Consider the following 25,531-nt stretch of genomic DNA (forward strand, 5'->3'; position numbering starts at 1 on the left):
TTAAATCGATTAGATTATATCAGCCGCGTCACAGTGACCGGCGTCAGAGCGGACAGACCATGACCAGCCAGATCATCCCCGTCGATCCTTTCGACTTCATCATTTTCGGCGGCACCGGCGATCTGTCGGAACGCAAGCTTCTGCCGTCGCTCTACTATCGCCAGCGCGACCATCAATTCTCCGAGCCAACACGCATCATCGGCACGTCGCGCTCGAAGATGACCGACGAGGAATTCCAGGCCTTCGCCAAACAGGCGATCTCCGACCACGTCAAGGCTGCGGACATCGACGCCAAGGAACTGAAGACCTTCCTTGCCCGCCTTTCCTATGTCTCGGCCGATGCGACGACCGGCGCCGGCTTCGACAAGCTGAAAAAGGCGATCGGCGACAGCGACCGCATCCGCGCTTTCTACCTGGCGGTGGCGCCGGCGCTGTTCGGCGATATCTCGCACAAGCTGAAAGAGCACAATCTGATAACGCCGAACTCGCGGATCGTACTGGAGAAGCCGATCGGCCGCGACCTTCCCTCGGCGCGAGCACTCAACGATCTGGTCGGCGACGATTTCCACGAAAGCCAGATCTTCCGCATCGACCACTATCTCGGCAAGGAGACGGTGCAGAACCTGATGGCGCTGCGCTTTGCCAACGCGCTCTACGAGCCGCTGTGGAACTCCGCCCATATCGACCATGTGCAGATCACCGTGGCCGAGACCGTGGGACTGGAGGACCGCGTCACCTACTACGACAAGGCCGGTGCGCTGCGCGACATGGTGCAGAACCATATGCTGCAGCTGTTGTGCCTCGTCGCCATGGAAGCGCCGTCGTCGATGGACGCCGACGCGGTGCGCGACGAGAAGCTGAAGGTGCTGCGAGCACTGAAGCGCATCAACGGCAACGAAGCCCCGAAACATACGGTGCGCGGACAATACCGTGCGGGCGCCTCGGCCAGCGGAGCTGTAAAGGGCTATGTCGAGGAGCTTGCCCACGACAGCAACACCGAGACCTTCGTCGCCATCAAGGCCGAGATCGGCACCTGGCGCTGGGCAGGCGTTCCGTTCTACCTCAGAACCGGCAAGCGGCTGGCGACGCGGGTTTCGGAAATCGTCATCGAATTCAAGCCGATCCCGCATTCGATCTTCGGCGACAGCGCCGGACCGATCTTTGCCAACCAGCTGGTCATCCGGCTGCAGCCGGACGAAGGCGTCAAGCAGTACATCATGATCAAGGATCCGGGTCCGGGCGGCATGCGGCTGCGCCAGATCTCGCTCGACATGAGCTTCGCGCAATCCTTCGACGGCCGCGCGCCGGACGCCTACGAACGGCTGATCATGGATGTTATCCGTGGCAACCAGACCCTGTTCATGCGCCGCGACGAAGTCGAGGCGGCGTGGAAATGGATCGACCCGATCCAGAACGCCTGGGAGAGCGCCAGGCAAGAGGCGCAAGGGTACACTGCGGGCACCTGGGGACCCTCGGCCTCCATTGCATTGATCGAACGTGACGGGCGGACATGGCACGAGAGCAATTGAACAGCGCCGCCTACAGCTGGAATGGCTTCGCCGGCCGCCAGGAGTTGGCGGCCGCCCTTGCCGGTCAAGTCGCCGGCCGCCTGACCAAGGCAATCGCCGAGCGCGGCGAAGGGCTGCTCGCCGTCTCCGGTGGAACCACCCCGGCAAAATTCTTCGCCGCCCTTTCGGCGATACCCATCGCCTGGGACAAGGTGATTGTGACGCTGGTCGACGAGCGCTTCGTTCCGGCCTCCTCGCCGCGCTCCAACGCCGGCCTGGTGGCCGCCAATCTCTTGCAGAACGCAGCCAGCGCGGCACGCTTCGTGCCGCTCTATCACGAAGCCGTCGACATCCAGGATGCGGCGGCGTCCGACAATGCGGCGCTCCAGTCATTGCCCTGGCCTCTTGATGTCGTCGTGCTCGGCATGGGGCCGGACGGCCACACCGCCTCGTTCTTTCCGGATGCCGACGACCTGGCAAAGCTGCTCGACCCGTCCTCCGACAGGATCGTGCTGCCGGTTCACGCGGTCAGCGCCGGCGAGCCGCGGCTGACGCTGTCGCTGGCGCGCATCGTCGATGCCGGGTTCATCGCGCTGCACATCGAAGGCGAAGACAAGCGCACCGCCTTCGACAGCGCGGTTGCGCCTGGACCGCGAAAGCCAATCCGCGCCGTGCTCGACGCCGCACCGAAGCCCGTAGAGGTTTTCTGGGCGCCCTGATTTGAACGTGCCGAGGGTCCCGGCAGACAGCCGGAGGGTGTTCCGGGACCTCGCCTGAAAGGACCGACACCATGACCGCCAGACGCGATATCGAAGCCATCACCGAACGCATCCGCCAGCGTTCCAGACCGGGCCGCGAGCGCTATCTCGGCCGTATCGCCGAGGCGTCGAACCGCACCGCCAACCGGGCCGTGCTGTCGTGCGGCAACCTCGCGCACGGCTTTGCGGTGTGCAGCCCCTCGGAAAAGCTGGCGCTGGGTGCAGACAAGGTGCCGAACCTCGGCATCATCACCTCCTACAACGACATGCTGTCGGCGCATCAGCCGTTCGAGACCTTTCCGGCGCTGATCAAGGACGCGGCGCGCGAGGCCGGCGGCATTGCCCAGGTGGCCGGTGGCGTGCCGGCAATGTGCGATGGCGTTACACAAGGCCAGCCCGGCATGGAGCTGTCGCTGTTCTCGCGCGATGTGATCGCCATGGCCGCCGCGATCGGCCTGTCGCACAACATGTTCGACGCCGCCGTCTATCTCGGCGTCTGCGACAAGATCGTGCCGGGACTGGTGATCGCCGCACTCACCTTCGGCCATCTGCCGGCGGTGTTCATTCCGGCCGGGCCGATGACCACCGGCCTGCCCAACGACGAAAAGGCCAAGGTCCGCCAGCTCTATGCCGAGGGCAAGGCCGGACGCGCCGAACTGCTCGAGGCCGAGTCCAAATCCTATCACGGGCCAGGAACCTGCACCTTCTACGGCACGGCGAACTCCAACCAGATGCTGATGGAGATCATGGGCCTGCACACACCCGGGGCTTCCTTCGTCAATCCCGGCACGCCGCTGCGCGAGGCCTTGACCCGCGAGGCGGCGAAACGGGCGCTGGCAATCACCGCGCTCGGCAATGCCTATACGCCGGTCGGCCGGATGATCGACGAGCGGTCGATCGTCAACGGCGTCGTCGGCCTGCACGCCACCGGCGGCTCGACCAATCACACCATCCACCTGATCGCCATGGCGGCGGCGGCGGGCATCGCCATCACCTGGCAGGACATTTCGGACCTTTCGGAAGCGGTGCCGCTGCTGGCGCGGGTCTATCCGAACGGCCTCGCCGACGTGAACCATTTCCACGCGGCCGGCGGGCTCGGCTTCCTGATCCGCGAGCTGCTCGACGAAGGCATCCTGCACGAGGACGTGCAGACGGTGTGGGGCGAAGGATTGCGGCCCTACGCGGTCGAGGCAAAGCTTGGCGCCGATGGCGGCGTGGTGCGCGAAGCCTCGCCGCGCGAAAGCGGCGACGAGAAGGTGCTCGCGCCGTTCAACAAGGCGTTCCAGGCGACCGGCGGTCTGAAGGTGCTCTCAGGCAATCTCGGCCATGCCGTCATCAAGACCTCGGCGGTGAAGCCGGAGCGGCGCCTCGTCGAGGCGCCGGCCAAGGTCTTCGACAGTCAGCAAGGACTGAACGAGGCGTTCAAGGCAGGCACGCTGACAGGTGATTTCATCGCCGTCATCCGCTTCCAGGGACCGAAGGCCAACGGCATGCCGGAACTGCACAAGCTGACCACCGTGCTCGGCATCCTGCAGGACCGTGGCCAGCGCGTTGCGCTGGTCACCGACGGCCGCATGTCGGGTGCCTCCGGCAAGGTGCCGGCGGCAATCCATGTCACGCCGGAAGCAGTCGAGGACGGGCCGATCGCCAGGATCCATGATGGCGACATCATCCGGCTCGACGCCGAAGCCGGAACGCTGGAAGTGCTGGTGCCGGCTGGAGACTTCGCACTGCGCCGGACGGCCGACGCCGACCTCATCGGCAACGAGTTCGGTTTCGGCCGCGAGCTTTTTGCTGGCTTCCGGCAACTGGTCGGCCGTGCCGACCATGGCGCCAGCGCGTTTGGAACAGCGTGACGGCAGTTCTGCGTCGTTCATGAGAAAGGTGGCCCATGGGCCACCTTCTTGCGGTCGTGCATACGATCCTATTGCACAGTCAGCTCAGCTCGCTCGCCGGCTTTGACCGTCACGGAGCCTTCCTTCGAGCTGTTGTCCGATTTCTCCGAGACAACGGCGTAGTCGCCCGCCGGGATCGCCGCCTGATACTTCTGGTCGAATGCATAGCCAAGCGACTTGCGGCTGCCGTTGATGTCCTTCTTGGTCTCGAAAATCTCGATCTTCGAGGCTCCGGGCGCAGTGATCGCCAGCACGCCGGCATTCATTGCGATCTTCAGATCCTGAAATTCGCCGGCCTTGACGGTGAACGGCTGCTCGACGACGGCAAGATCAACCGTTGCAATCAAGACATAGTCATCGGGCGGCAGATCGAACTTGCTGTCGGGTCCGTAGGCATAGGTCACCTCGTCCCTGGTTCCGTCGATCTTCTTTTTCGCCTTGAGCACCTTGAAGCCGATGCCTGAACCGTCCGCCCTGTCGCCGCCAGCAACATAATAGGCATTGGCAACGACATGGCCGACGCCGGCAATCATGTCCTTTTCCACGGTCTTGCCGGCAGCCAGCGGAATCGTCTCGGTAACCACGCCCTGCCCGATCGTGACAGTCACTTTCTCGTCGCCAGCTGGCAACACGGCTTTCGTGGTCCCATAAAAGGTGGCGGGCATGTCGGCACCAGGATAGTCGATGACGACAGCCGCGCCATCGACCACATCTGCCCCCTCGCTCGGCCGCGGATGGATGATGAGCGTGCCGGCATTCAAGTTGAAGAGAGGCTTGTAGACCTGGCCTGCCTCGATCTTGATCTTCTGCTCAGTCTTGGCCTGGCCGTCACTTGCCACGACGATATAGTCGCCCGGTTCCAGATTGCCCTTGTAGGCGCCGTATTCGGTGCTGATGTAGTCACCGCGCGTACCGTCGGATTTCGCCTTGTAAATTTCCCAGGCGTTGCCGTCAGTGACGGGGTCGCCGCCTTCGGCAAGCACCGCTGTCGGCAGCAAATTGAATTCCGGTTTCGCGGGCTCGGGCGCAGGCGCCGGGGCGGGAGCAGGTTCCGGAGCTGGCGCTGGCGCCGCCACGGTCTCGACAAGCGCCTCCTGCAATGCCTTCTCGTCGGAGGCCTGGATGTATTTGCCGCCGGTGTTGTCGGCGAGGCAGGCGATCTGCCTGCCCTCGTCGGCGGTCAGGCCGAAGCCGACGACGTCGGCGGTGAAATCGACGCCGGACGCTTCGAGCTCCTTGCCTAGCGCGCAGGGGTCACCGCCGCAGGTTTCGAGCCCGTCGGTGATGAGGACGACGGTGGCCTTGTCCTCGGTGTATTTCAACGCTTCGGCCGCCTGCTTGACGGCGGCCGTCAGCGGCGTCTTGCCGAGGAATTTCAGGCTGTCGGCGGCGGCCGAGATGGCGCTTGCCGAGCCTGCCTGTGGCGGCACGATCAGCTGGATGTCGTCGCAGCTGCCCTTTTCGCGATGGCCATAGGCCATGAAGCCGATTTCGTCATCGGCAGGGACCGATTGAAGCACGGTTCTCAGCGATTCACGGGCGATTTCGAGCTTGGGCTTGCCGTCGATCTGCGCCCACATCGAGCCGGAGGCATCGAGAATGATGATGACCTTGTTTGCGGCAAAGCCGAATGTGGTCATCGACAAAAGGAGGATCGCCGCAGCGACGCTCCGTGCTAGTCCCGCCATCGAAATCTCCTCAAGTCCGCCCCGGTCCGGGCGGGAAAGCTATTTGACGCGGCGTCACGACACAAGTCCGGGTTCGGGTGTGAGGCGGCGGAATGTCAAACTTTTGAGCGGAAGCGAAAATCCGCTCAGTAGGTCGTGCGCCGCTCTTCAGAAGGCGGCCGGCCGAACTGCAGCCGGTAGCTCTGGGCAAAATAGGAATGCGAGGTGAAGCCCGTGGCGATCGCCACATCGAGGATCGGCATGTTGGTCTGGCGCAGCAATTCGCGCGCCCGCTCCAGCCGCAGCCGCATGTAATAGCGGCCAGGCGTGACGCTGAGATGGCGCAGGAACAGGCGCTCGACCTGACGCACCGACAGGCCGGCGGATTTGGCCAACTGCACCGCCGACAGCGGCTCATCGAGGTGGTCGGCCATCAGCTCGACGATGCGCCGGAGCTTCTCCGACTTGCCGGTGAGGTCGCGTTCAGGTCCGACACGCTGGCGGTCGCCGGCCGAGCGGATACGTTCGTGCTGGAACTGGTTGGCGACGCCATTGGCAAGGTTGGAGCCGAAATCGCCGCGCACGATCTCCAGCATCAGGTCGATCGAGGTCGTGCCACCGGCGCATGTGTAGCGCTTGCGATCGATCTCGAAGACGTTGCCGGTGCAGTTGATGTCGGGGAACCGTTCGACGAAGCCGGCGCGGTTTTCCCAATGGATGGTGCAGCGATATCCTTCGAGTTGGCCGGCCTCGGCAAGCAGGTAGGACCCGACCGACAGCGCGCCGAGCGCGTTGCCGCGCCGGCCCCAGCTGCGCAGCGCCGCCAGCACCTTGCTCTTGCCGGGAAATTCCGTCGTCAATCCGACCGAGACGAAGAGGATGTCGACCGGCGGCAGGTCGGCAACGGCATAGTCGATCTTGAGCGGCAGGCCGTTGGAGGCCATCACCGGATCGCCATCTGCCGACACCGTGGTCCAGCCGTAGAAGTCGCGGCCAAGCAACCGGTTCGCCGACCGGAACGTATCGATCGCCGCGGCCAGCGAGAACATGGAGAACTTGTCGACCAGCAGGAAAGCGAACTGCCGGCCACCTTGAACGGGGTCAGTCATGACCGGCCGTTCTACAGGAACAGTTGGGTTCGGCAAAGCTGCGGCTTTCTGGTGGGTCAGAAGGACGGCCGTTTCAATCCGGCCGCAAGGTAGGCTGAGGCTAACGTATTGGCCATCAGCATGGCAATGGTCATCGGGCCGACACCCCCGGGAACCGGCGTGATGGCGCCAGCGGCCTTGGCCGCTTCGGCATAGGCGACATCGCCGACGAGGCGCGACTTGCCTTCGCCCTTTTCCGGCGCCGGAATGCGGTTGATGCCAACATCGATGACGGTGGCGCCGGGCTTCACCCAATCACCCCTGATCATTTCCGGCCGGCCAACGGCCGCGACAAGAATGTCGGCGGTGCGGGCGAGCGCCGGCAGGTCCCTGGTGCGGCTGTGGGCGATGGTGACGGTGCAGTTGGCGGCAAGCAGGAGGTTGGCCATCGGCTTGCCGACGATGTTGGAGCGGCCGACGACGACCGCGTTGAGACCGGACAGGTCCTTGCCGCGCACGCGCTCGATCAAAAGCATCGAGCCGGCCGGCGTGCAAGGCACGAAGGCGGTCTCGAGTTCGCCGGTGCCGAGCTTGCCGACATTGATGAAATGGAAGCCGTCGACATCCTTTTCCGGCGCGATGGTCTGGATGATCTTGCCGGCATCGATATGGGCAGGCAGCGGAAGCTGCACCAGGATGCCGTTGATGGCCGGATCGGCGTTGAGGTCGCCGATGATTTTCAGCAATGCCGGTTCGGAAGTTTCGGCCGGCAGCGTGTGCTGGACGGAATGAAAGCCGCATTCCTTGGCGGTGCGAGACTTGGAAGCGACATAGACCTGGCTGGCCGGATCCTCGCCGACGATGACCACGGCAAGACCGGGCTTGGCCTTGCCTTTCGCGACCAGTTCGGCCGTCAGGGTCTTGACCGTCCGCACCACGTCTTCGGCGACGCTCTTACCATCAATCACTTCGGCCATGGACCACCCTTCAACACCGTTCCGCCAAGGCGCCCGCATCCGAAAACATGAATGCGTCGCCTTGAACCCTTGTCTGACACATGCCGCGAAATCCGTGCACCCGGATCAAGCCCGAGAGCGTGCATTCGGCAACATGCAGCGCGGCATTTTCACGAAAATTCCAACACGCAATCCCGCCAAAGCGCCGTCCCATGCCGTTTACGCGAAACCGGCATGTTTTTGTTCGGCACCGCGGAGTATTTTGTGGCTCAGAAGTAACGGCGGCGCGCGCGGGTCTCGGTGAGTTCGCGGACCGCTTCGCGGAATTCGCGCAGGCTGGCGCGGATTTCGTCGATTGGGGCGTGCCGTTCGAAATCGTCCGCGGCCCGCGGCGCCTCCACCGATGGCGGCTCATGAGGCTGAACTGGCTGCTGCGGCGAGGTGGGCTGCTGCGGATAGACCGGAGAAGCGGGCAGAGGTGGATAAGGCATCTGTCCGGCATGGGGCGTGGGCTGCGGATAGGGATAGCCCGGCTGCTGCGGCGCCTGCCAGGGCTGCGCCTGCGGATAGCCCATCGGCTGCGCGTAGGGATAGGCCTGTGGGCCCGAATACGGCCGCTGCGGCACCATGTGAGGAGGCAATGGCGGCTGCGCCATCGGTTGCGGATAGGGGCCATGGGCGCCCGGCTGGAAAGGCGGCAGCGGATAGGCTGCCGCAGCCGGCTGCCGAGGCGCAAAGGCCGCCGCCGACTGGGTATAGACGGGGAGCGTCGAATCTTCCGTTGATCTCACGTCAGCGAGGGGTGAGACCCACTCACCGGTATCGACAGTGTCCTCCGGGGACGGCTTGCGGGACATGGCCTTGCGCAGCATCGACAGCAGCGCACTGATCCGACCGGGGCCTTCGTCTGGCACGATCTCAGCCTGCTGAACAGGCCGGGGTGATGCCGGCGGTGGCGGCGCAGGGGGTGGCGGCGCAGGGGGTGGCGGCGCCGCCGGCTGCGGTGCCGGCGGTCGTGGTGCCGGCGGGGGTGCTGCCTGATATGCCTTGTCTTCGTAAGGCGTCCGGCGTTCGTCCGTGCTGCGATCGCGGCGCGAGCGCGATGTCGCGGTCTCACGCAAACTCTCATAGGCGCCACGCATGACACCGAGGCCAATACCGGAGGCAAAGCCGAGCAACAGACCGGCAAGCGCCACGACGACCCGCGACGGTCCGTTCGGCTCGAGCGGCGCGAAGGCCTTCGAGATGACATTGATGTTGGCGGTGTTGATGTCCTTCTGCTCGCCGGTCTCCTTGGCGCGCAGCAGATACTGTTCGTAGACGGACCGCTTGGCGGCTGCCTCGCGCTCCAGTTCGCGCATCGACACCAGATCGCTGTTGACGTCGCCGCTGCGAACCTTCAGCTGCGCCAGACGAGAGGCGAGATCCTGTTCGAGCTGGACCGCGCGCTTGAGGTCAACCTGCAGCGACGAGCCGATGCGGTGCAGCTCCCCGGCGATGCGGTCGCGTGCACCGGCAAGCTGGGCATTGAGCGCCTGGAGTTCGGGGTGACGCGGTCCAAACCGGATGGCGGCGCGGTCAGCCTCCTGCTTGAGCGACGCATATTGCGAACGCAGATCGCTCATGGTGTTGGAGTTGATCTCCTCCGGCAAGGTGCCGGTGAGAACTAAGTTGACGTCGACCGAACGCGCCGAGGCCGCCCGGGCATTGAGCTCCAGGGTGCGGGCGCGGGCAACCGACAGCTGCTCGTTGAGTTTCAGCATCTCGTCGTCGCTAATGAGGTGGCCCTGTGCGTCGACGAGGTCGTGCGTGGCCCTGAAATCCTCGACCTTGCGCTCAGCCGCCTCGACGCCCTTGCGCAGTTCATCAAGCCTGGCCGTCAGTTCGTCGGTGGCGCGGCCGGCGGTATCGGACTGGATCTGGCCGAAGGTCTGCAGGAAGACATCCGTCATCGTGTTGGCGATGAGAGCCGATTTCTCGCCATTCTGCGTGGTGGCGCTGACGGTGATGACGAAGGTCTTGCCGCCGCGTTCGACCGAAAGGCTTTCGGCCAGGTTGCCGACAGCGAGTGCACGGCGGCGGGTGTCGTCGACACCGCCCGGCCCGTCGTGCCGCGACAGGACGGAACGGATGAGCGACATGACGCCGAGGCCGCCGCTGCCTTGCCCATTGAATTCCGGGTCGTTGACGAGATTGAGCTTGTCGACGACTTTGTTCAGAACAGTACCGGACGTCAGCACCCGGACCTGGTTTTCGACGATGGCCAGCGTGGCGTCGGAGGCGACGACCGACTGGGTGAGGTCGCGATCGGTGAGCTTCAGGTCGCGCGGATCGACGATCAGTTCGGTGGTGGCCTCGTATTTCTTCGGCGTCGACAGCGCGATGGCAATGCCGAGTCCGGCACCCAGTATCGTCGTCGTCACGATCAGCAGCTTCGACCTGGCAACACCGCGGACGACCTGCATCGGATCGATCAGCGGCTTCCATTGCTGGCTGTCCGTGCTGTCGCTGCGGGACGCCCGCGCGTCGCCTGAACGGTAAGGTTCGGATGTGCGATCGGGGCGATAGGTGCCTGCGGGCTCTGCGGCAACAGACGCTGTCCGCGACGCAGGTTGCGCGTAGGCCGATGACGCGGATCCGGTTGCTGAATTATCGTCGGCGGATGGACCGCGCTGCGGTGGCACCTGCGCAGTTGAAGCGGGCCCATGGCCAGCCTGATACCCGTCTGTTCCGACCACATCCGACGGATTCGGGTTCGACAGCGCCTCGCGCTGCGAAGGGTTCGGCCGCGGCTCGCGCCGTGACCGGGCGAGACGATGGCGCGCGGCGGCATCCTCGCGCCATGACCGGTCTGCCCGATCCCCGATCGAGACCAGCGACGCGTCGGGTTCGTCGTCGCCGCGCACAGCCTGACCGAGCGCCAGCAGCGAACGCTCACGCTTCCAGTCTTCGCGGTTTTCCCTGTCGACCATCGTCTGGAGCTTTACCCTTGGCGGCCTGCAAACGGCGCTTCGCCATTCGTTAAGCCACGCTAAACAGGCATGGAAAACAAAAGGTTAATTTTCGCGCGCCGAAGCTGCGGTTTCCCTCTCCGCTTGCAGCTATTTTTCGACCCTCCCTCAAGCCCCAGAACCGCACGTTAAGTTTTCCAACCTAAGCTCTCCCCAGAAACATGACGCAAGCCAGTGACATATCGCAAAGGCGGCCCTTCGCCCGGATCGGCACTTTTTTGGCCGAACGACGGGGGCTGCTGCGCGACTATTTCTCGGCGATCAGCGGCGCCGGCGGGCGACTGGTGTTTTCGCTCGCCTATTTCATCGCGCTGGCCAACACGCTGTCCATTTCCGAGTTCGGCATGTTCGCCACGGCATCGGCGGCCGGCGTCATGCTGTCGCGCATCCTCGCCTTCGGTTTCATCTCGGCGCTCTATCGCACGGCCGCCATCCGTCCCAATCTGATCGGCACCTTCACCGCCGGCTTCCTGCTGCTCGGCGTGCTGTCGCTGCCGCTGCTGGCCGCGGCCTCGTTCGGCGTCTACCTGATCTTCTTCGCCGACACCGTGCCGCTGTCGGTGTTTGCGGCAATCGTCTTTGCCGAGGCGCTGTTGTGGCGGCCGGTGGAGGTGGCGCTGATCGTCAACAACGGTCTGGGCAAGTTCGGCCGCGCAGCCCTGCTGGCCATCATGGCGACGGCACTGCGGGCGGTTGGCGCGGTGCTCTTCATGTTCTGGGCGCACCATAGCGTCTGGATATGGTCGTGGTTCTATATCGGCGCCAATGCCGCCTCGCTGCTGATTGCATTCGGCTTCTTCTACCCGCGCCAGCGGTTGCGGCTGCGCATCGAGCTTTATCTGCGGCGGCTGGCCGACTCCATCTACGTGGCCGGCGCCGAGGTGCTGTTCTACCTGCAGATGGAGTTCGACAAGCTACTGGTTCTGGCTATCGGCGGGCCACATCTGGCCGGTATCTACGCCATCATCATGCGGCTGGTCGACCTGACGGCCATTCCGATCCGCACCTTCTCAATGATGCTGGTGCAGCGCATGATGCGGGCGCCGGAACTGCTGTCGCGGCTGGCGGTCAAGAGCGGCATCGAGGGCGGTGTGTTCGCGGTCTCGACGCTGGCGTTGCTGACGCTTGGCATCGTGCTGCATTTCTTCCCCAACGCGCTCGGCAAGAATGTCGCCGAGGCCGCCCCGCTGGTGGCGCTGGCGATCTGCGTTCCGGGACTGCGCAATCTGGTCGAATACCAGGCCGAGCTGCTGTTCGCACGTGGCCAGACGCTGGTGCGGGCGCTCAATCTCGGACTGCTGGCCGGGCTGAAGGCGGTGTTGCTGACCTATGTGCTGACGACCGTCCTCGACACGCCGAACCTGGTGCTGTCGCTCAACGTCGTCTTCCTACTTCTGTATCTCGCCTCGACGCTGCTCACCTATTCGGCGATGCGCAAGCCGGCGAAGCCAGTTTAGAGCTCCCACTTTCGGGACTATGCTTAGCTAAGCCCGATCAGGCGGCGGATGCGGCCGATATCGGTGCCGATGAACGACTGCATGCCGATCGCCACCTGTTCCGGCGCCATGGCGCCAATGAAGCGGCGAAACTCGTCGTCCGACAGCGCTTCGCCCGTCCAGTGGACGCGACAGAACTCCTCCGAACCGTGGAAATGGCCGGCGCCCTCCAGCAGATCGTCGACGTAGCGGCCGTAGATCATGCACTCGGAGAATTTGCGCGCCGAGCCGACAACCTCGATCCAGCCGCGCGCATGGACTTTCTCAATTTCGCCGCACATGGCCCGCACGGTGTCTCGCCGCCACGCGATCAGCGTCGAGATATAGTCATGGACCGATGTCCGGGACGGGTCGATGCCGAGTGCCGCACCCGCGTTGCGCGACCAGATGCGATGCTCGTCATGACCTTCGTCTGCAAGCACCCCATCGCGGCGGAACAGCCGCGCCTTGCCGTCTCGCCAGAAGGCGCCGCAGTCGAAAGGTTTGACGAAGGCGACGTCGGAATCGCAGAAGATCAGCACGTCTTCCCCGGCGTGCGCGGCAATCGCGATACGGCGCAGCTGCTGTACGTGCCAGCCGCGCAGCGGCTGGGTCTTCAGGCTGAGCCAGACGCGCCGGCGAAACAGGCTGAGCGGATCGTCGAAGGCATGCAGCCAGCGCGGCAGCAATTCCCGCTCATCGACGACGCTACGATGGCCGGTTTCCAACTGACGGAAAAGCTTGATATCGCGATGTTCGACCAGGATGTAGTGGTGCGCCGCGCCAGAGACGTGGCGGTCAAGCGTTTCGCACAACAGGCGGCAGCGCTCGAAATCTGGCGCATAGCTTGCCGTCACTATTGCCGCCGTCGGTATCTGCCGAAGCGGGCTTGGCTCGACAGCGGCATCCGGAACGAACCGGCTGTTCAATGGATGTCTCCGGCAGCTTCTGATGCACGCGAGAATTTCTGCCTGACGACGCGCAGCAGGAAGAGTGGATTGCCGACCACGTAGCGGCGCCACAGGCGGCCTGGTTCGACAGCCAACCGAAACAGCCATTCGAGGCGCAGCTGGCGCATCCACACGGGCGCCCGCGGCACCGCGCCGCTCAGGAAATCGAGCAATGCACCGACGGCGATCGGCAGCGTGCAGTGACGCGCGTCAATGTGGCGTGCGATCCACAATTCCTGGCGCGGTACGCCCATGGCGACGAGCAGCACGTCCGGCCGCAGGGTTGCAATCCGTTCGACGATCTCCGGCTCCTGCGCGGCGGAGAAAAAGCCGTCGTGGATGACTACGAACCTATGTTGGACGGCAATCGCCGCCAGCTTCTTCGACGCCGCTTCGGCATTGACGCGCGTGGCTCCGAGCAAAGCCACAGTCAGCGGCCGGGTCGAGGCCTGCAGGAAGGCAGGCACGAAATCGGTACCATTGAGATTGTCCGGGAAAGGCGAGCCGTAGAGAACTTTCGCCGCGAGATCGACACCGATGCCATCAGGTAGGATGAGAAAGTCATCCAGCGCCTCGGCGAAGACCGGATCCGTGCAGGCCATGTTGGCATTGTGGGCGTTGAGGAAGGTGACCTTGGTAAAACGGCGTTCTCTGGTCAACCGCGTCAGCAGGGCCATGGCCTCGTCCCAACGGATCGCGAGCACCGGGATGCCGAGGATCGTTCTCAAGGTGTCGCGCCCCGAAGCGGCGCGGGCGGCATGCATGTTCATGCAAACGCCTCCTGCCTGACCGGTCCGAGTTTTTCGAGGCCGAGCCGGATGGCGGCATCGAGCGCCTTGAGCTGCGAACGACGGAATGCGCTGCCGTCAACATCCCGAATGTCGGCCGCCGATGCCTCAAGGGCGCTGGCGAAGGCGGCGGGATCGTCGGTGACGACGCAATTGGCCGGGCGATGCTCGATGCCGCGCAGCGAGCGGCTGGTGGCGACGGACGGCAGACCGAGCTCGAAGGTTTCGATGGTCTTCAACTGGACGCCGCTGCCGGCGGTGCTGATCAGCGGGATGACGGCTGCACTGCGCACAAAGGCCTGGGCATCGGGCACACGGCCGACAAATTCGACGCCCGGATGCTTCGAGGTGATGCCCGAAGGCATGCTGCCGGCGATGCGGATGCGGAAACCGGGCCGCAGATGCGGCACCACCTTGCCCAGGAACCAGTCGAGACCGATGCGGTTCGGCTGCCAGGTCCAGGTGCCGATCAGCGCCGCGTCACAGTCGATGCGGCGCTGGCCTTTCGGTTCGGACGCCTGGGCGCCGGTCACCAATGGAAGCACCGCCGAGCGGTCGTCGGAGGCAACACCGAGTGCCGCGCGGTCCTCCTCGGCCAAGGTGAAGACGAAGCGTGCCCGGCTGCAAAGACGCTCTTCCATGGTCTTGAGCAACCTCGCCTCGCGATGGAACAACAGGCGCTGGAAGAGGCTGCCGGCCGCAACGGCGTTCTCCTGCGCCGAAAGATGCTCGACATTGTGGGCGACGAAAATCGAAGGCCGCTCAGTGAACAGCTTTTCGAAGGCGCCAGCGAACTGCACGGAATTCATCACATAGCCGTCGACCGGACCGGCGCCTTTGACAGCGGCGAGAACATCGCTGTCGGACACGGCGCGCAACTTCACCGACGCGAAGGTGAGGCCCGAAGGCAACGCCTTGCCGACCCAGGCCAGCTTTTGCCGCGCAGAGGCATTGTCCGTGCGCACGTCGATCGCGCCCAGCACCACGGTGTTTTCGGGATCGGCCGCGGGCTTTCCCGGCCAGGTGAAGCCGATGACGGTGACGCGCGCGCCGGCACGACGCAGCGCAGCGATGATTGCAGCGTTGGCGATCTCATAACCCGAGGCGAGAGCGCCGTCGGGCACGATCGATGTGGCAAACAGCAGATGCATCTCACCTATCCTGTGGGTGTAGCCGGTAGCAAAGTGCGGTGAACCCTTGATTAAGTGAGCACAGTCAACGAGCGAAAACCCGCGCCTGGCGGGCTTCTCCGTGCAAGGTGATTAACGAAACCTTATCACCGTGGTGCTACCAGAGCCCAACTCACCATGTGGTTGGACACGGATGATCCCTTTGCCATCGGACAGTTCGGTATCGATCGCGGGACGCTCGCCCCGGCTTGCGGCCGAGGCTGTCGAAGCGGTCGTCACCTTGCCTACCTTCAAGCGGCCCGAGCAGGTGCTGGAAACGCTGGCGTCGCTGCGCGCCCAGCAAACCGCCAGGTGCTTTGCGGTCATCGTCATGGAGAACGAAGCCGAAGCGCTTGCCGGCGCCAAGGCGGCGCTGCCGCTGTTCGAGCGCGGCGAGATGTCCGGCATGGTCATCATCGCGCATGAGCGCGGCAATTGCAGCGCCTACAATGCCGGCTGGCAGACGGCGATCCTGCAGTTTCCGAACTTCAGGCATCTGCTGGTCATCGACGATGACGAGATCGCCGATCCGCAGTGGCTGGAACGGATGTGCGGGGCAGCCGAAACGCTCGGCGCCGATATCGTCGGCGGCCCGCAGGTGCCTGACTTTGCCGACCCGGCCCATGCGAGGTGGGCAGAGCATCCGGTGTTCGCGCCGCCCTACCGGGAGACGGGGCGCGTGCCGGCGCTCTATTCGTCCGGCAATCTTCTGGTCGGGCGCAACGTCCTGATCGCCATGGGTCCGCCCTTTCTCGATCTCAAATTCAACTTCATGGGCGGCGGTGATTCCGACTTTCTCAGCCGGTCCGCACAGAGAGGCTTCGTGCTTGGCTGGTGCGCCGAGGGACAAGTGCATGAGACCGTCCCAGCCCGCCGCGTCGAGGCCGACTGGATCCGTGCCCGCAGCCTGCGCAACGGCGTGATCTCGACACTGGTCGAAAAGAAGAAGCGCGCCGGCACGCCGCTGGCCGGCGCCAAGGTGTTGCTGAAGAGTCTTGCGCTGCTTGCCGCCTCGCCGTTTCGCGGCATGATCCGGCTGGTGCGGACAGGATCGCCGGCGATCGCCATCTACCCCGTCCATGTGGCGCTGGGTCGCGTGCTGGCCGAATTCGGATATGCCAATGAGCAGTACCGCCAGCCTGAGAAAAACTGAGCGCGCGCCGCTCAGCGCCGCGTTCACGCGCGAAGGCGTGGCAACCGCGATCGCGGCACTGCTGTTCACCATCATCATGGTGTCCTTTCGCCCGTTCCAGCCGGCCGGCGCCGAACTGACCGGCGCAGGCGGCGACATCGTCAACCAGCTTGGCTTCAGCTCGCTCGGCGCCATGTCGATCTTCTCGCTGATGGCTTTCGCCGATCCGCGCATCGTGCGCTCGCTGCTCAGCCCGTCCTGGGTGCTGATGCTGGGCTTCTTTTTCCTGTCGGTGGTGCTGGCGACGGACCCGCCCTCGGCGATGCGCGCCGCCTCCTTCACGCTGATCGGCATTTTGGCGATGGCGACGATCCTGGTCTTGCCGCGCGACGCCGAAGCCTTCTCGAAGGTCATCATCTTCACCGCCGTCGTGGTCATGGGCCTTTCCTATTTCGGCCTCATCGTCTTTCCGCACGAGGCGATGCACACCGCCGACTCACAGGAGCCCGAACATGCCGGCCTGTGGCGCGGCGTGTTCACCCACAAGAACATCGCCGGGCCGATCATGGCCTGTTTCAGCTTCGCCGGCCTCTACCTCTACCGGCGCGGGCAGCGACTTTGGGGGGCGGGGATGTTCTGCGCGGCGATGATCTTCATGCTGCACACCGGCTCCAAGACGACGGCCGGCCTGGTGCCGTTCTCGATCCTGATCGTCGTGCTGCCGAGCCTGATGGGCATGCGGCTTGGCACGCCGATCCTGTTTGCGCTGGCGATCATCGCCACGGCGGTCGGTACGCTGGGCATCGTCTTCCTGCCGCCGGTGAAACATCTGGCGGCGATCTACTTTCCCGACATGACCTATACCGGGCGCACGACGCTGTGGGAGTTCGCCGGCAGCATGCTGGCGAAGAAGCCATGGACCGGTTACGGCTATGAAAGCTTCTGGGGCACGCCGCTGCTGCTCAACCAGGATCAGCCGTTCGACCGGCCCTGGGATATCAGAACCATCGTGCACGGCCATGACGGCTATCTCGACATCGCCGTGCTGATGGGCATTCCGGCACTTTGCGTCGCGGTCTACACCTTCCTCATCGCGCCGCTGCGTGACTACATGCGCATCCCGCTGCGCAAGGAAAACATCTATCTCGGCGACTTCTTCATGATGGTGGTGCTGTTCACCGCGCTGAACGCTTTCCTCGAAAGCTTCTTCTTCCATCGCGGCGACCCGGTCTGGCTGTTCTTTGTGCTCGGCGTGCTTGGCCTGAGGCAAGTGTCGCTGCGGCCGATGGCGGTGCGTGATCCCGATCATGGTGCGTGATCCCGATCATGGTGCGTGATCCCGATCGCAGTGTGCGATTCCGATCGCGGTCTTCCCGTCCGTCCTGACAGGGCTTCCCCACTGAACCGCGAGCGTCTATGTGAAGGCCTTCCTGCGGAGGGTTCCATGACGATCAGGCTTGTTCTCGCCGGCTGCGGCAATATGGGTTACGCCATGCTCTCGGGCTGGCTGAAATCCGGCAAGCTTCACCCATCGGCGGTTTTCGTGGTCGAGCCCAATGCCGACCTGCGCAATCGGGCCGCGGCGCTGGGCTGCGGCACGGCCGCGGATGCCGGCGACATTCCGGCCGACGCCGTGCCGGATCTCGTCGTCATCGCGGTGAAGCCGCAGGTGATCCGTGACGTGACGGCCGCCTACAAGCGCTTCGGCGACGGCCGCACCACCTTCGTCAGCATCGCCGCCGGGACACCGGCCGCCACCTTCGAGGCGATCCTGGGCAGTCGCGCCCCGGTCGTGCGCTGCATGCCCAACACGCCGGCTGCCATCGGCAAGGGCATGATGGTGGTGTTTTCCAACAAGCTGGTCTCCAACGAGACCAAGCGTTTCGTCGCCGACCTTTTGTCGGCAAGCGGCGAAGTGGCAACCATCGATGACGAAGGCCTGATGGATGCGGTGACCGCCGTGTCGGGTTCGGGGCCGGCCTACATCTTCCATTTCATCGAAGCACTGACCGTCGCAGCCGAGAAAGCCGGTTTGCCGACGGCAACCGCCAAGCTGCTCGCCATGCAGACCGTCTACGGTGCTGCCGCGCTCGCCGCCGAAAGCGGCGAGGAGCCGGGCGTGCTGCGCCAGCAGGTCACCAGCCCCAACGGCACGACGGCAGCGGCCCTTGGCGTGCTGATGGGCGAAGACCGGCTGACCAATCTGCTTACCCAGGCGGTGGAGGCGGCGCGGCTGCGGTCGATCGAACTGGGGAAGTAGGACCTCAGTTCGTCCCGTACAGCATCTCGTCCTGCAGCCGACGCAAGGCGAACAGCCTTGTCGTCCGGTCGGGCGCGGCATTGTCGGCGGTCAGCAGTTCGCCTTTCCGGACCGGCTTCAACACCTTGCCGCCCTCGAGCAGGCCGACCGGCACCGCGCGCTGGGCGCGGGCTTCGCCGACGGTCATGGTCCAGGAGCGATAGCAGGTCTCGCCGATGGCATCGAAGGTCTCGCCGGCGGCGAGATCGCGCTTGGCAACGGCGCACACCTCGGCCACTGGCCGCGGCAGCGGAACCATGTCGGGCTTGCCGAAAAGCACGATGCGGGCGGCGGTCAGCGGCACTTCCAGCGAGGTCAGATGATACGGCCGGAACAGGCTGTAATAGGGGCCGTGGCCGATATGCAGATCGTCCATGCGCTCGATAATGCGCGGATGCGTCGCCTCGACGATGACGAAGACACCGGGCGCGACACCCCTGCCGACCGTGTAGTCGACGACACCTTTCTTCAACAAGAGCCCGCCATCCTCGCGCGGAATGAGCACCTTGACGAGGTCGTCGCGGTCAGCCTTCGGGCCGTGCATGCCAGGTACGTCGGGCACCAGCCCGGTGGCGTTGGCGATGGCGCACATCTCGACCATGGTTTTCGAGCCGTCGACGAACTCGACCAGCATGCGCGGGTTCATGTTGCGGCGGATCGCTTCCGCGCGATAGTCGTCGGGCACGGCATCGTGGTTGAGCGGGTTGTTCTTGCCCTTGCCGGCCGAGACGATGGTTAGCCCAAGCGCCGACGCAAACTCGATCAGTTCCATGCAGCTTGACGGCTCGTCGCCGGCGCCGACCGAATAGACGACGCCAAGCCGGTCCGCCTGCTGCTTGAGGTAGCAGCCGATGGTGACGTCGGCCTCGACGTTCATCATCACCAGATGCTTGCCGTGCTCCATCGCCATCAGGTCGAAATCGGCGGCGACGCCAGGCTTGCCGGTGGCGTCGATGACGACGTCGATGAGCGGGTTGGTCACCAGCATCTCATTGGAGGTGATGGCGATCTTGCCGCCCTCGATGGCGCCGGTGACTTTCGAGGCGATATCGGCTTCGACCGCCATGGCTTCATCGCCATAGGCGATGCGGATGGCCTCGCGCGCGGTGTGCGGGCGGCGTGTCGAGATCGCGCAAACCGAAATGCCCGGCATCAGCATGCCTTGCGTGACCAGATCGGTGCCCATCTCGCCCGAGCCGATGACGCCGATGCGCACCGGACGGCCTTCAGCGGCACGGCTGGCGAGATCGCGGGCAAGCCCGGTCAGGGCGACATTGGTCATGCTGGAGCGTCCATACTTCTCGATTTGGAGGCGGCAATAGCAGGGAAGCACCCCCTTTTGCCAACGAAACCGCAAGCCGGCGGCGATTTCTCGTCGGTCAAAGCGGGCATGACGATGGGGAGCAGAGGAAGACACGTCGATCGCGTCGTCGATCGACGGGGCTTCAGACTACCCTGACATAGCTCGTCATTCCCGATTTCTGGTGCTCGATGATGTGGCAGTGCAGCAGCCAGTCGCCATGGTTGTCGGCGACGAAGCCCAGGCTCACCTTTTCGTTGGGCTGGATGAGATAGGTGTCCGAGATCAGCGGCTGAACCTGACGCGTCGAGGACGACAACACCTTGAAGCTCATGCCGTGCAGATGCATCGGATGGGATTGCGGCGTCAGGTTTTCCATGTCGATGACATAGCTTCTGCCGAGTTTCAGTTCGGCCAGCGGCGCGGTTGGATCGGGCGTATCGCCCGGCCACGGCACCTTGTTGATTGCCCAGAAACTGTAGCCAAGCGAACCGCAGATGCCATCGCTCGGGATGCTTTCCGCCGTGGCGCTGAGCGACAGGGAAATGTGCTGGGCGCTGGTCAGATCCACCTCCGCCACCGGATTGACCTCGAGGGGTGCAACATCGCGAATGTCACGCTTGAGCGAGCTTCCAGTTACGCGCAGGGTCGCCAGGATTTTGGGCTTGGTGCCCCTGACGTCCCGCAGGCTGACGATCGCGCCCTCGTCGTCGGGCATGCGGATGGCGAGTTCCATGCGCTGGCCGGGTCCAAGCAGCAGGGCATCGGGGGAAAAACGCTGCGGCACCGGATTGCCGTCCAGCGCCATGACGATCGCTTCGGCGCCGTCGACGCGAAAGGCATAGATCCGCGTGACGTCGGTAATCGCGATACGCAGCCGCACCAGCCCGCCGGCCGGCGCGTCATATTGCGGCTGATCGAGCCAGTTGGCGGAGCGCACGGTGCCGTATGTGCCGGTTCTTGCCGCGTCGCGCGGCCGGAACTGGTCGATGAACTGGCCGTCGTCGCCGAGACGCCAGTCGCGCAGATTGATGACCATTTCGGCATCGAACTTCGGATCGCCGGGGTTTTCGACCACGATCACGCCCGTCAGGCCGTGGCCCATCTGCTCCAGCGTGTTGCAATGCGGGTGGTACCAGAAGGTGCCGGCATCAGGCGGCGTGAAGGCGTAGTCGAAATGATCGCCGGTATAGACGTAGGGCTGGACCAGAAACGGCACGCCGTCCATCTTGTTCGGCACGCGAATGCCGTGCCAGTGGATCGTTGTCGGATCGTCGATGGCGTTGACGAGACGCGCGGCGAAGGGCTCGCCTTTTTTCATTCTGAGCACCGGCGGCATTCCGGCGTCGCCATAGCTCAGCACATTCCTGGTCCGGCCGACATCCATCAGCTTCGCCTCGATCTTGGCCGTCTGCAGCACCACCGGCTCAGGCTTTGCGGCGGCCCAGCCGCCAAACCTGCCCACGGCTGAGAGCCCCACTCCGCCGGCGCCGGCAATCGCTGCCGTTTTCAAAAGCCTGCGGCGTGTGAGTACGGTCATTCGGCGCTCCAACTGCAAAGACGGCTACGCCGCAGGTGTAACCGTCACGCCATGGATCACAAGCCGGAAACCCGCGCAAATTCTGTTGATGGCATGGCGTGAACTAGTGTCAACAGCACCTGCGCCTGAGTCCCGTTCAAACGGCACTGTCAGAACGAAAAGACGACAGAGCCTCCCGCCGCTATTCGGCCGCCTCGGCATGAGGCGCGGGAACATAGTTGAGGATCGGTCCGAGCCAGCGCTCGACCTCGGCCAATGGCATCGCCTTGCGGCGCGCATAATCCTCGACCTGGTCGCGCTCGACCTTGGCGACTCCGAAATAATAGCTTTCGGGATGCGACAGATAGATCCCCGACACCGACGAGCCCGGCCACATCGCATAGCTTTCGGTCAGACTCACGCCCGCATTGCCCTCGCCGTCGAGCAACCGAAACAGCGTCGCCTTCTCGGTATGGTCGGGCTGTGCCGGATAGCCGGGAGCCGGGCGGATGCCGCGATAAGGCTCGCCAACCAGTTCGTCTGGCGCCAGATTCTCGTCGGGTGCGTAGCCCCAGAACTCCTTGCGCACCTTCTCGTGCATGCGCTCGGCAAAGGCCTCGGCGAAACGGTCGGCCAGCGCCTTGACCATGATCGAGGAATAATCGTCGTTCGCCCGTTCGAAACGCTCGGCGATCGCCACCTCCTCGATGCCGGCGGTGACGATGAAGCCGCCGATGTAGTCGGGCTTGCCGCCGTCCGACGGGGCGACGAAATCCGACAGCGCGACATTGGCCTTGCCGTCGCGCTTGGTCAGTTGCTGGCGCAAGGTGAAGAACGTCGCCAATTCCTGCGATCGCGCCTCGTCCGAAAACAGCATGATATCGTCACCGACGGCATTGGCCGGCCAGAAGCCGATGACGCCGCGTGGCGCGAACCATTTCTCGGCGATGATCTTCTTCAGCATCGCCTGCGCATCCTCGAACAGTTGGCGCGCCGCTGGTCCCTGCGCCTCGTCTTCGAGAATCTTGGGATAACGTCCCTTCAGCTCCCAGGTCTGGAAGAACGGCGTCCAGTCGATGTAGCGCGCGAGTTCCGCAAGGTCCCAGTTTTCGAAGACCTTGACGCCGGTGAAAGACGGCTTCGGCGGTTGGTAGGCAGACCAGTCGATCCGATGCGCGTTGGCCCTCGCCTTGGCCAACGGCAGCCGCTGCTTGTCGGCTTCGGAGCGGGCATGCGCGTCGGCGACCTTCTTGTACTCAACCCGCACGGCGTCGACATAACCGTCCCTGGTCTCGTTCGACAGCAGGGAGGACACGACGCCGACCGCCCGGCTGGCGTCGTTGACATAGACGGTCTGGCCCCTGGTGTAGCGCGGATGGATCTTCACCGCCGTGTGCACGCGGCTGGTCGTCGCGCCGCCGATCAACAGCGGGATGTCGAAGCCTTCGCGCTCCATCTCGGCGGCCATGTGCGCCATCTCGTCGAGCGACGGCGTGATCAGGCCGGACAGGCCGATGATGTCAACCTTCCGTTCGCGCGCCGTCTGCAGGATCTTGGCCGCCGGCACCATGACGCCGAGATCGATGATCTCGTAGTTGTTGCAGGCGAGCACGACGCCAACGATGTTCTTGCCGATGTCGTGGACATCGCCCTTCACCGTCGCCATCAGGATTTTTCCCGCCGTCTGGCGCTCGCCATTGTCGATGCCGTTGGCGGCGTTCGCCACCTTCTCGGCCTCCATGTGCGGCAGCAATCCCGCCACCGCCTGCTTCATCACGCGGGCCGACTTCACCACTTGCGGCAGGAACATTTTTCCCGCGCCGAACAGGTCGCCGACGACATTCATGCCGGCCATCAGCGGACCTTCGATGACATGCAGCGGGCGCTCGGCCGCCAGCCGCGCTTCCTCGGTATCGGCGTCGATGAATTCGGTGATGCCGTTGACCAGCGCGTGGCTGATCCGCTGTTCGACCGGCAATTCGCGCCAGGCGAGATCACGCTCCCTGGCCTCCTGGCCGGCCGTGCCCTTGAAGCGTTCGGCGATCTCCAGCATGCGTTCGGTGGCAGTCCCGCCCGCCTTGGGAACGCGGTTGAGCACGACATCCTCGCAGGCCTCGCGCAGTTCCGGCTCGATCGTGTCGTAGACCGCAAGCTGGCCGGCATTGACGATGCCCATGTCCATGCCGCGCTGGATGGCATGGTAGAGGAACACGGCATGCATGGCCTCGCGCACCGGCTCGTTGCCACGGAACGAGAAGGACAGGTTCGACACGCCGCCTGAGATATGGACATGCGGCAGCGTCGCGGTGATCTCACCCGTCGCCTCGATGAAGTCGACGCCGTAATTGTCGTGCTCCTCGATGCCGGTGGCGATGGCGAAGACATTGGGGTCGAAGACGATGTCCTCCGGCGGAAAGCCGGCCTGTTCGGTCAGGAGCTTGTAGGCGCGGGTGCAGATCTCGACCTTGCGCGCCTTGGTGTCGGCCTGGCCGTCCTCGTCGAAGGCCATGACGACCACCGCCGCGCCATAGGCTCGCACCAGCCTCGCATGGTGCACGAACGCCTCTTCGCCCTCCTTCATCGAAATGGAGTTGACCAGCGACTTGCCCTGCACGCATTTCAGGCCGGCCTCGATGATCTCCCATTTCGAGCTGTCGACCATCACTGGGACGCGGGCGATATCGGGCTCGGCGGCGATCAGGTTGAGATATTCGACCATCGCCTTCTTCGAATCGATCAGCCCCTCGTCCATGTTGATGTCGATGATCTGGGCGCCGTTGGCGACCTGGTCACGCGCCACGTCGAGCGCGGCGACATAGTCGCCCGCCGTAATCAGTTTTCGGAACTTGGCCGATCCCGTGACATTGGTGCGCTCGCCGACATTGATGAAGGGGATCTCGTCAGTCAGCGTGAACGGCTCCAGCCCGGACAGGCGCATCTTCGGCTCGATGTCCGGAATGGCGCGCGGCGGATATTTCCGCACCGCCTCGGCAATCGCCCGGATGTGATCGGGCGTCGAACCGCAGCAACCGCCGACGACATTGACCAGCCCTTCGCGGGCGAAATCCTCGATCTGCGCGGCCATGAATTCCGGGCTCTCGTCATACTGGCCGAATTCATTGGGCAGGCCGGCATTCGGATAGGCGCAGGTAAAAGTGTTGGCGACGCTTGAAATCTCGTCCAGATGCGCGCGCATGGCCTTGGCGCCGAGCGCGCAATTGAGGCCGATGGTGAAGGGGCTGGCATGGCGCACCGAGTGCCAGAAGGCGGTCGGCGTCTGGCCCGACAGCGTGCGGCCGGACAGATCGGTGATGGTGCCGGAGATCATCACCGGCAGGTGCACGCCTTTCTCGATGAAGATCTCGTTGCAGGCGAAGATCGCCGCCTTGGCGTTCAGCGTGTCGAAGATGGTCTCGATCAGGATGATGTCGGCGCCGCCGTCGATCAACCCGCGCAACTGCTCGCCATAGGCGAGGCGCAGGTCGTCGAAATTCACGGCGCGGTAACCGGGATTGTTCACGTCAGGCGACATCGAGGCGGTGCGGTTGGTTGGGCCCAGCGCGCCAGCGACGAAACGGCGTTTGCCGTCCTGCTGCTGCGCCCTCAGCGCGGCGCGGCGCACCAGCCGCGCGCCATCGCGGTTCAGTGCGTAGACAGCATCCTCCATGCCGTAATCGGCCTGGGCGATCGAGGTCGAGGAGAAGGTGTTGGTCTCGAGGATATCCGCGCCTGCCATGGCGTATTGATAGTGGATCTCCTCGATCGCCCCGGGCTGGGTCAGGATCAAAAGGTCGTTGTTGCCTTGCTGGTGGCAGGCGCAACCGGCGAAGGCCTCGCCGCGAAACTGGCCCTCGTCGAAAACCAGGCCCTGGATCTGCGTGCCCATGGCGCCGTCGAGGATGAGGATGCGTTCGCGTGCCGCCGCCGTCAGCGCCGCAAGCACTTCCGAACCGTCGGGCTTTGCCGCGACGGGGCCGAACAATGCGTCCAGCGATGCAGAATTCTGCGACATTTTT

At 64.3% G+C, this 25,531-nt stretch carries 17 protein-coding genes; 7 read left to right on the forward strand and 10 right to left on the reverse strand.

The genetic code is table 11. The features are described 5' to 3' along the window. Positions 1–59: 59 nt before the first annotated feature. From zwf to edd, 3 genes are all read left to right on the forward strand, one after another. Positions 60–1,529 (forward strand): glucose-6-phosphate dehydrogenase, encoded by a 1,470-nt coding sequence (gene zwf, locus ACFSOZ_RS03015; protein ID WP_379093508.1) that lies wholly within the window; start codon positions 60–62, stop codon positions 1,527–1,529. Next, positions 1,511–2,227, forward strand: a complete 717-nt coding sequence (pgl, locus tag ACFSOZ_RS03020; protein ID WP_379093511.1) for a 6-phosphogluconolactonase — start codon at positions 1,511–1,513, stop codon at positions 2,225–2,227. The genes zwf and pgl overlap by 19 nt, the downstream gene beginning before the upstream one ends. A 71-nt stretch (positions 2,228–2,298) precedes the next feature. Further along, the gene (gene edd / locus ACFSOZ_RS03025; RefSeq protein ID WP_379093514.1) at positions 2,299–4,122 is read left to right on the forward strand and encodes a phosphogluconate dehydratase; all 1,824 of its coding nucleotides are present in this window, start codon (positions 2,299–2,301) and stop codon (positions 4,120–4,122) included. A 68-nt stretch (positions 4,123–4,190) separates the two neighbouring features. On the opposite strand, the gene ACFSOZ_RS03030 is transcribed toward edd, so the two are convergent. The 4 genes from ACFSOZ_RS03030 to ACFSOZ_RS03045 form a co-directional block, all read right to left on the reverse strand. Next, the gene (locus ACFSOZ_RS03030; protein ID WP_379093517.1) at positions 4,191–5,849 is read right to left on the reverse strand and encodes a vWA domain-containing protein; all 1,659 of its coding nucleotides are present in this window, start codon (positions 5,847–5,849) and stop codon (positions 4,191–4,193) included. A 125-nt stretch (positions 5,850–5,974) separates the two neighbouring features. Further along, positions 5,975–6,937: a GlxA family transcriptional regulator gene (locus tag ACFSOZ_RS03035; RefSeq protein WP_013530232.1), complete on the reverse strand. Its 963-nt coding sequence runs from the start codon at positions 6,935–6,937 to the stop codon at positions 5,975–5,977. 56 nt (positions 6,938–6,993) lie between these two features. Then, a complete protein-coding gene (folD, locus tag ACFSOZ_RS03040; RefSeq protein ID WP_379093520.1) occupies positions 6,994–7,893 on the reverse strand; it encodes a bifunctional methylenetetrahydrofolate dehydrogenase/methenyltetrahydrofolate cyclohydrolase FolD in 900 nt (299 codons plus the stop codon). Between the two features lie 248 nt (positions 7,894–8,141). Further along, the gene (locus ACFSOZ_RS03045) at positions 8,142–10,844 is read right to left on the reverse strand and encodes a GumC family protein (protein WP_379093523.1); all 2,703 of its coding nucleotides are present in this window, start codon (positions 10,842–10,844) and stop codon (positions 8,142–8,144) included. Positions 10,845–11,044: 200 nt separating this feature from the next. Here ACFSOZ_RS03045 and ACFSOZ_RS03050 point away from each other — a divergent pair, with 200 nt between their 5' ends. Further along, positions 11,045–12,340 (forward strand): lipopolysaccharide biosynthesis protein, encoded by a 1,296-nt coding sequence (locus ACFSOZ_RS03050; RefSeq protein WP_379093526.1) that lies wholly within the window; start codon positions 11,045–11,047, stop codon positions 12,338–12,340. A 23-nt stretch (positions 12,341–12,363) separates the two neighbouring features. On the opposite strand, the gene ACFSOZ_RS03055 is transcribed toward ACFSOZ_RS03050, so the two are convergent. The 3 genes from ACFSOZ_RS03055 to ACFSOZ_RS03065 are packed head-to-tail and all read right to left on the reverse strand — an operon-like array spanning position 12,364 to position 15,247. Beyond that, complete coding sequence (locus ACFSOZ_RS03055) at positions 12,364–13,287, reverse strand: DUF6492 family protein (protein WP_379093529.1); 924 nt, start codon at positions 13,285–13,287, stop codon at positions 12,364–12,366. After that, complete coding sequence (locus ACFSOZ_RS03060) at positions 13,284–14,078, reverse strand: WecB/TagA/CpsF family glycosyltransferase (RefSeq protein ID WP_379093532.1); 795 nt, start codon at positions 14,076–14,078, stop codon at positions 13,284–13,286. Before ACFSOZ_RS03060 ends, ACFSOZ_RS03055 begins: the two co-directional genes overlap by 4 nt. Further along, positions 14,075–15,247, reverse strand: a complete 1,173-nt coding sequence (locus tag ACFSOZ_RS03065; RefSeq protein ID WP_379093535.1) for a glycosyltransferase family 4 protein — start codon at positions 15,245–15,247, stop codon at positions 14,075–14,077. The genes ACFSOZ_RS03060 and ACFSOZ_RS03065 overlap by 4 nt, the downstream gene beginning before the upstream one ends. Before the next feature lie 172 nt (positions 15,248–15,419). On the opposite strand from ACFSOZ_RS03065, the gene ACFSOZ_RS03070 reads away from it, so the two are divergent. The 3 genes from ACFSOZ_RS03070 to proC all read left to right on the forward strand — a co-directional run bounded on the left by ACFSOZ_RS03070 (position 15,420) and on the right by proC (position 18,657). Beyond that, positions 15,420–16,418 (forward strand): glycosyltransferase family 2 protein, encoded by a 999-nt coding sequence (locus tag ACFSOZ_RS03070; RefSeq protein ID WP_379093538.1) that lies wholly within the window; start codon positions 15,420–15,422, stop codon positions 16,416–16,418. Next, the gene (locus ACFSOZ_RS03075; RefSeq protein WP_379093541.1) at positions 16,387–17,715 is read left to right on the forward strand and encodes an O-antigen ligase family protein; all 1,329 of its coding nucleotides are present in this window, start codon (positions 16,387–16,389) and stop codon (positions 17,713–17,715) included. The genes ACFSOZ_RS03070 and ACFSOZ_RS03075 overlap by 32 nt, the downstream gene beginning before the upstream one ends. A gap of 126 nt (positions 17,716–17,841) precedes the next feature. Continuing rightward, positions 17,842–18,657: a pyrroline-5-carboxylate reductase gene (proC, locus tag ACFSOZ_RS03080; RefSeq protein WP_379093544.1), complete on the forward strand. Its 816-nt coding sequence runs from the start codon at positions 17,842–17,844 to the stop codon at positions 18,655–18,657. Positions 18,658–18,661: 4 nt separating this feature from the next. Here proC and ACFSOZ_RS03085 read toward each other — a convergent pair whose 3' ends face one another. The 3 genes from ACFSOZ_RS03085 to metH form a co-directional block, all read right to left on the reverse strand. After that, complete coding sequence (locus tag ACFSOZ_RS03085) at positions 18,662–19,978, reverse strand: NAD(P)H-dependent oxidoreductase (RefSeq protein ID WP_379093547.1); 1,317 nt, start codon at positions 19,976–19,978, stop codon at positions 18,662–18,664. Positions 19,979–20,141: 163 nt separating this feature from the next. Beyond that, entirely contained in the window at positions 20,142–21,536 is a 1,395-nt protein-coding gene (locus ACFSOZ_RS03090; protein ID WP_379093550.1) for a multicopper oxidase family protein, read from the reverse strand. Positions 21,537–21,717: 181 nt separating this feature from the next. Further along, complete coding sequence (gene metH, locus ACFSOZ_RS03095) at positions 21,718–25,527, reverse strand: methionine synthase (RefSeq protein WP_379093553.1); 3,810 nt, start codon at positions 25,525–25,527, stop codon at positions 21,718–21,720. Between the last annotated feature and the right edge of the window lie 4 nt (positions 25,528–25,531).

This window comes from Mesorhizobium newzealandense (assembly GCF_042682145.1).
Classification (GTDB): Bacteria; Pseudomonadota; Alphaproteobacteria; order Rhizobiales; family Rhizobiaceae; genus Mesorhizobium; species Mesorhizobium newzealandense.

Coding starts and splice junctions, on each gene's coding strand:
- ACFSOZ_RS03060 (WP_379093532.1), bottom strand. CDS start 14,078: ATGAACATGCATGCCGCCCGCGCCGCTTCGGGGCGCGACACCTTGAGA.
- folD (WP_379093520.1), bottom strand. CDS start 7,893: ATGGCCGAAGTGATTGATGGTAAGAGCGTCGCCGAAGACGTGGTGCGG.
- edd (WP_379093514.1), top strand. CDS start 2,299: ATGACCGCCAGACGCGATATCGAAGCCATCACCGAACGCATCCGCCAG.
- ACFSOZ_RS03070 (WP_379093538.1), top strand. CDS start 15,420: ATGATCCCTTTGCCATCGGACAGTTCGGTATCGATCGCGGGACGCTCG.
- ACFSOZ_RS03090 (WP_379093550.1), bottom strand. CDS start 21,536: ATGACCGTACTCACACGCCGCAGGCTTTTGAAAACGGCAGCGATTGCC.
- proC (WP_379093544.1), top strand. CDS start 17,842: ATGACGATCAGGCTTGTTCTCGCCGGCTGCGGCAATATGGGTTACGCC.
- zwf (WP_379093508.1), top strand. CDS start 60: ATGACCAGCCAGATCATCCCCGTCGATCCTTTCGACTTCATCATTTTC.
- ACFSOZ_RS03065 (WP_379093535.1), bottom strand. CDS start 15,247: ATGCATCTGCTGTTTGCCACATCGATCGTGCCCGACGGCGCTCTCGCC.
- pgl (WP_379093511.1), top strand. CDS start 1,511: ATGGCACGAGAGCAATTGAACAGCGCCGCCTACAGCTGGAATGGCTTC.
- ACFSOZ_RS03030 (WP_379093517.1), bottom strand. CDS start 5,849: ATGGCGGGACTAGCACGGAGCGTCGCTGCGGCGATCCTCCTTTTGTCG.
- ACFSOZ_RS03085 (WP_379093547.1), bottom strand. CDS start 19,978: ATGACCAATGTCGCCCTGACCGGGCTTGCCCGCGATCTCGCCAGCCGT.
- ACFSOZ_RS03075 (WP_379093541.1), top strand. CDS start 16,387: ATGAGCAGTACCGCCAGCCTGAGAAAAACTGAGCGCGCGCCGCTCAGC.
- ACFSOZ_RS03035 (WP_013530232.1), bottom strand. CDS start 6,937: ATGACTGACCCCGTTCAAGGTGGCCGGCAGTTCGCTTTCCTGCTGGTC.
- ACFSOZ_RS03050 (WP_379093526.1), top strand. CDS start 11,045: ATGACGCAAGCCAGTGACATATCGCAAAGGCGGCCCTTCGCCCGGATC.
- ACFSOZ_RS03045 (WP_379093523.1), bottom strand. CDS start 10,844: ATGGTCGACAGGGAAAACCGCGAAGACTGGAAGCGTGAGCGTTCGCTG.
- metH (WP_379093553.1), bottom strand. CDS start 25,527: ATGTCGCAGAATTCTGCATCGCTGGACGCATTGTTCGGCCCCGTCGCG.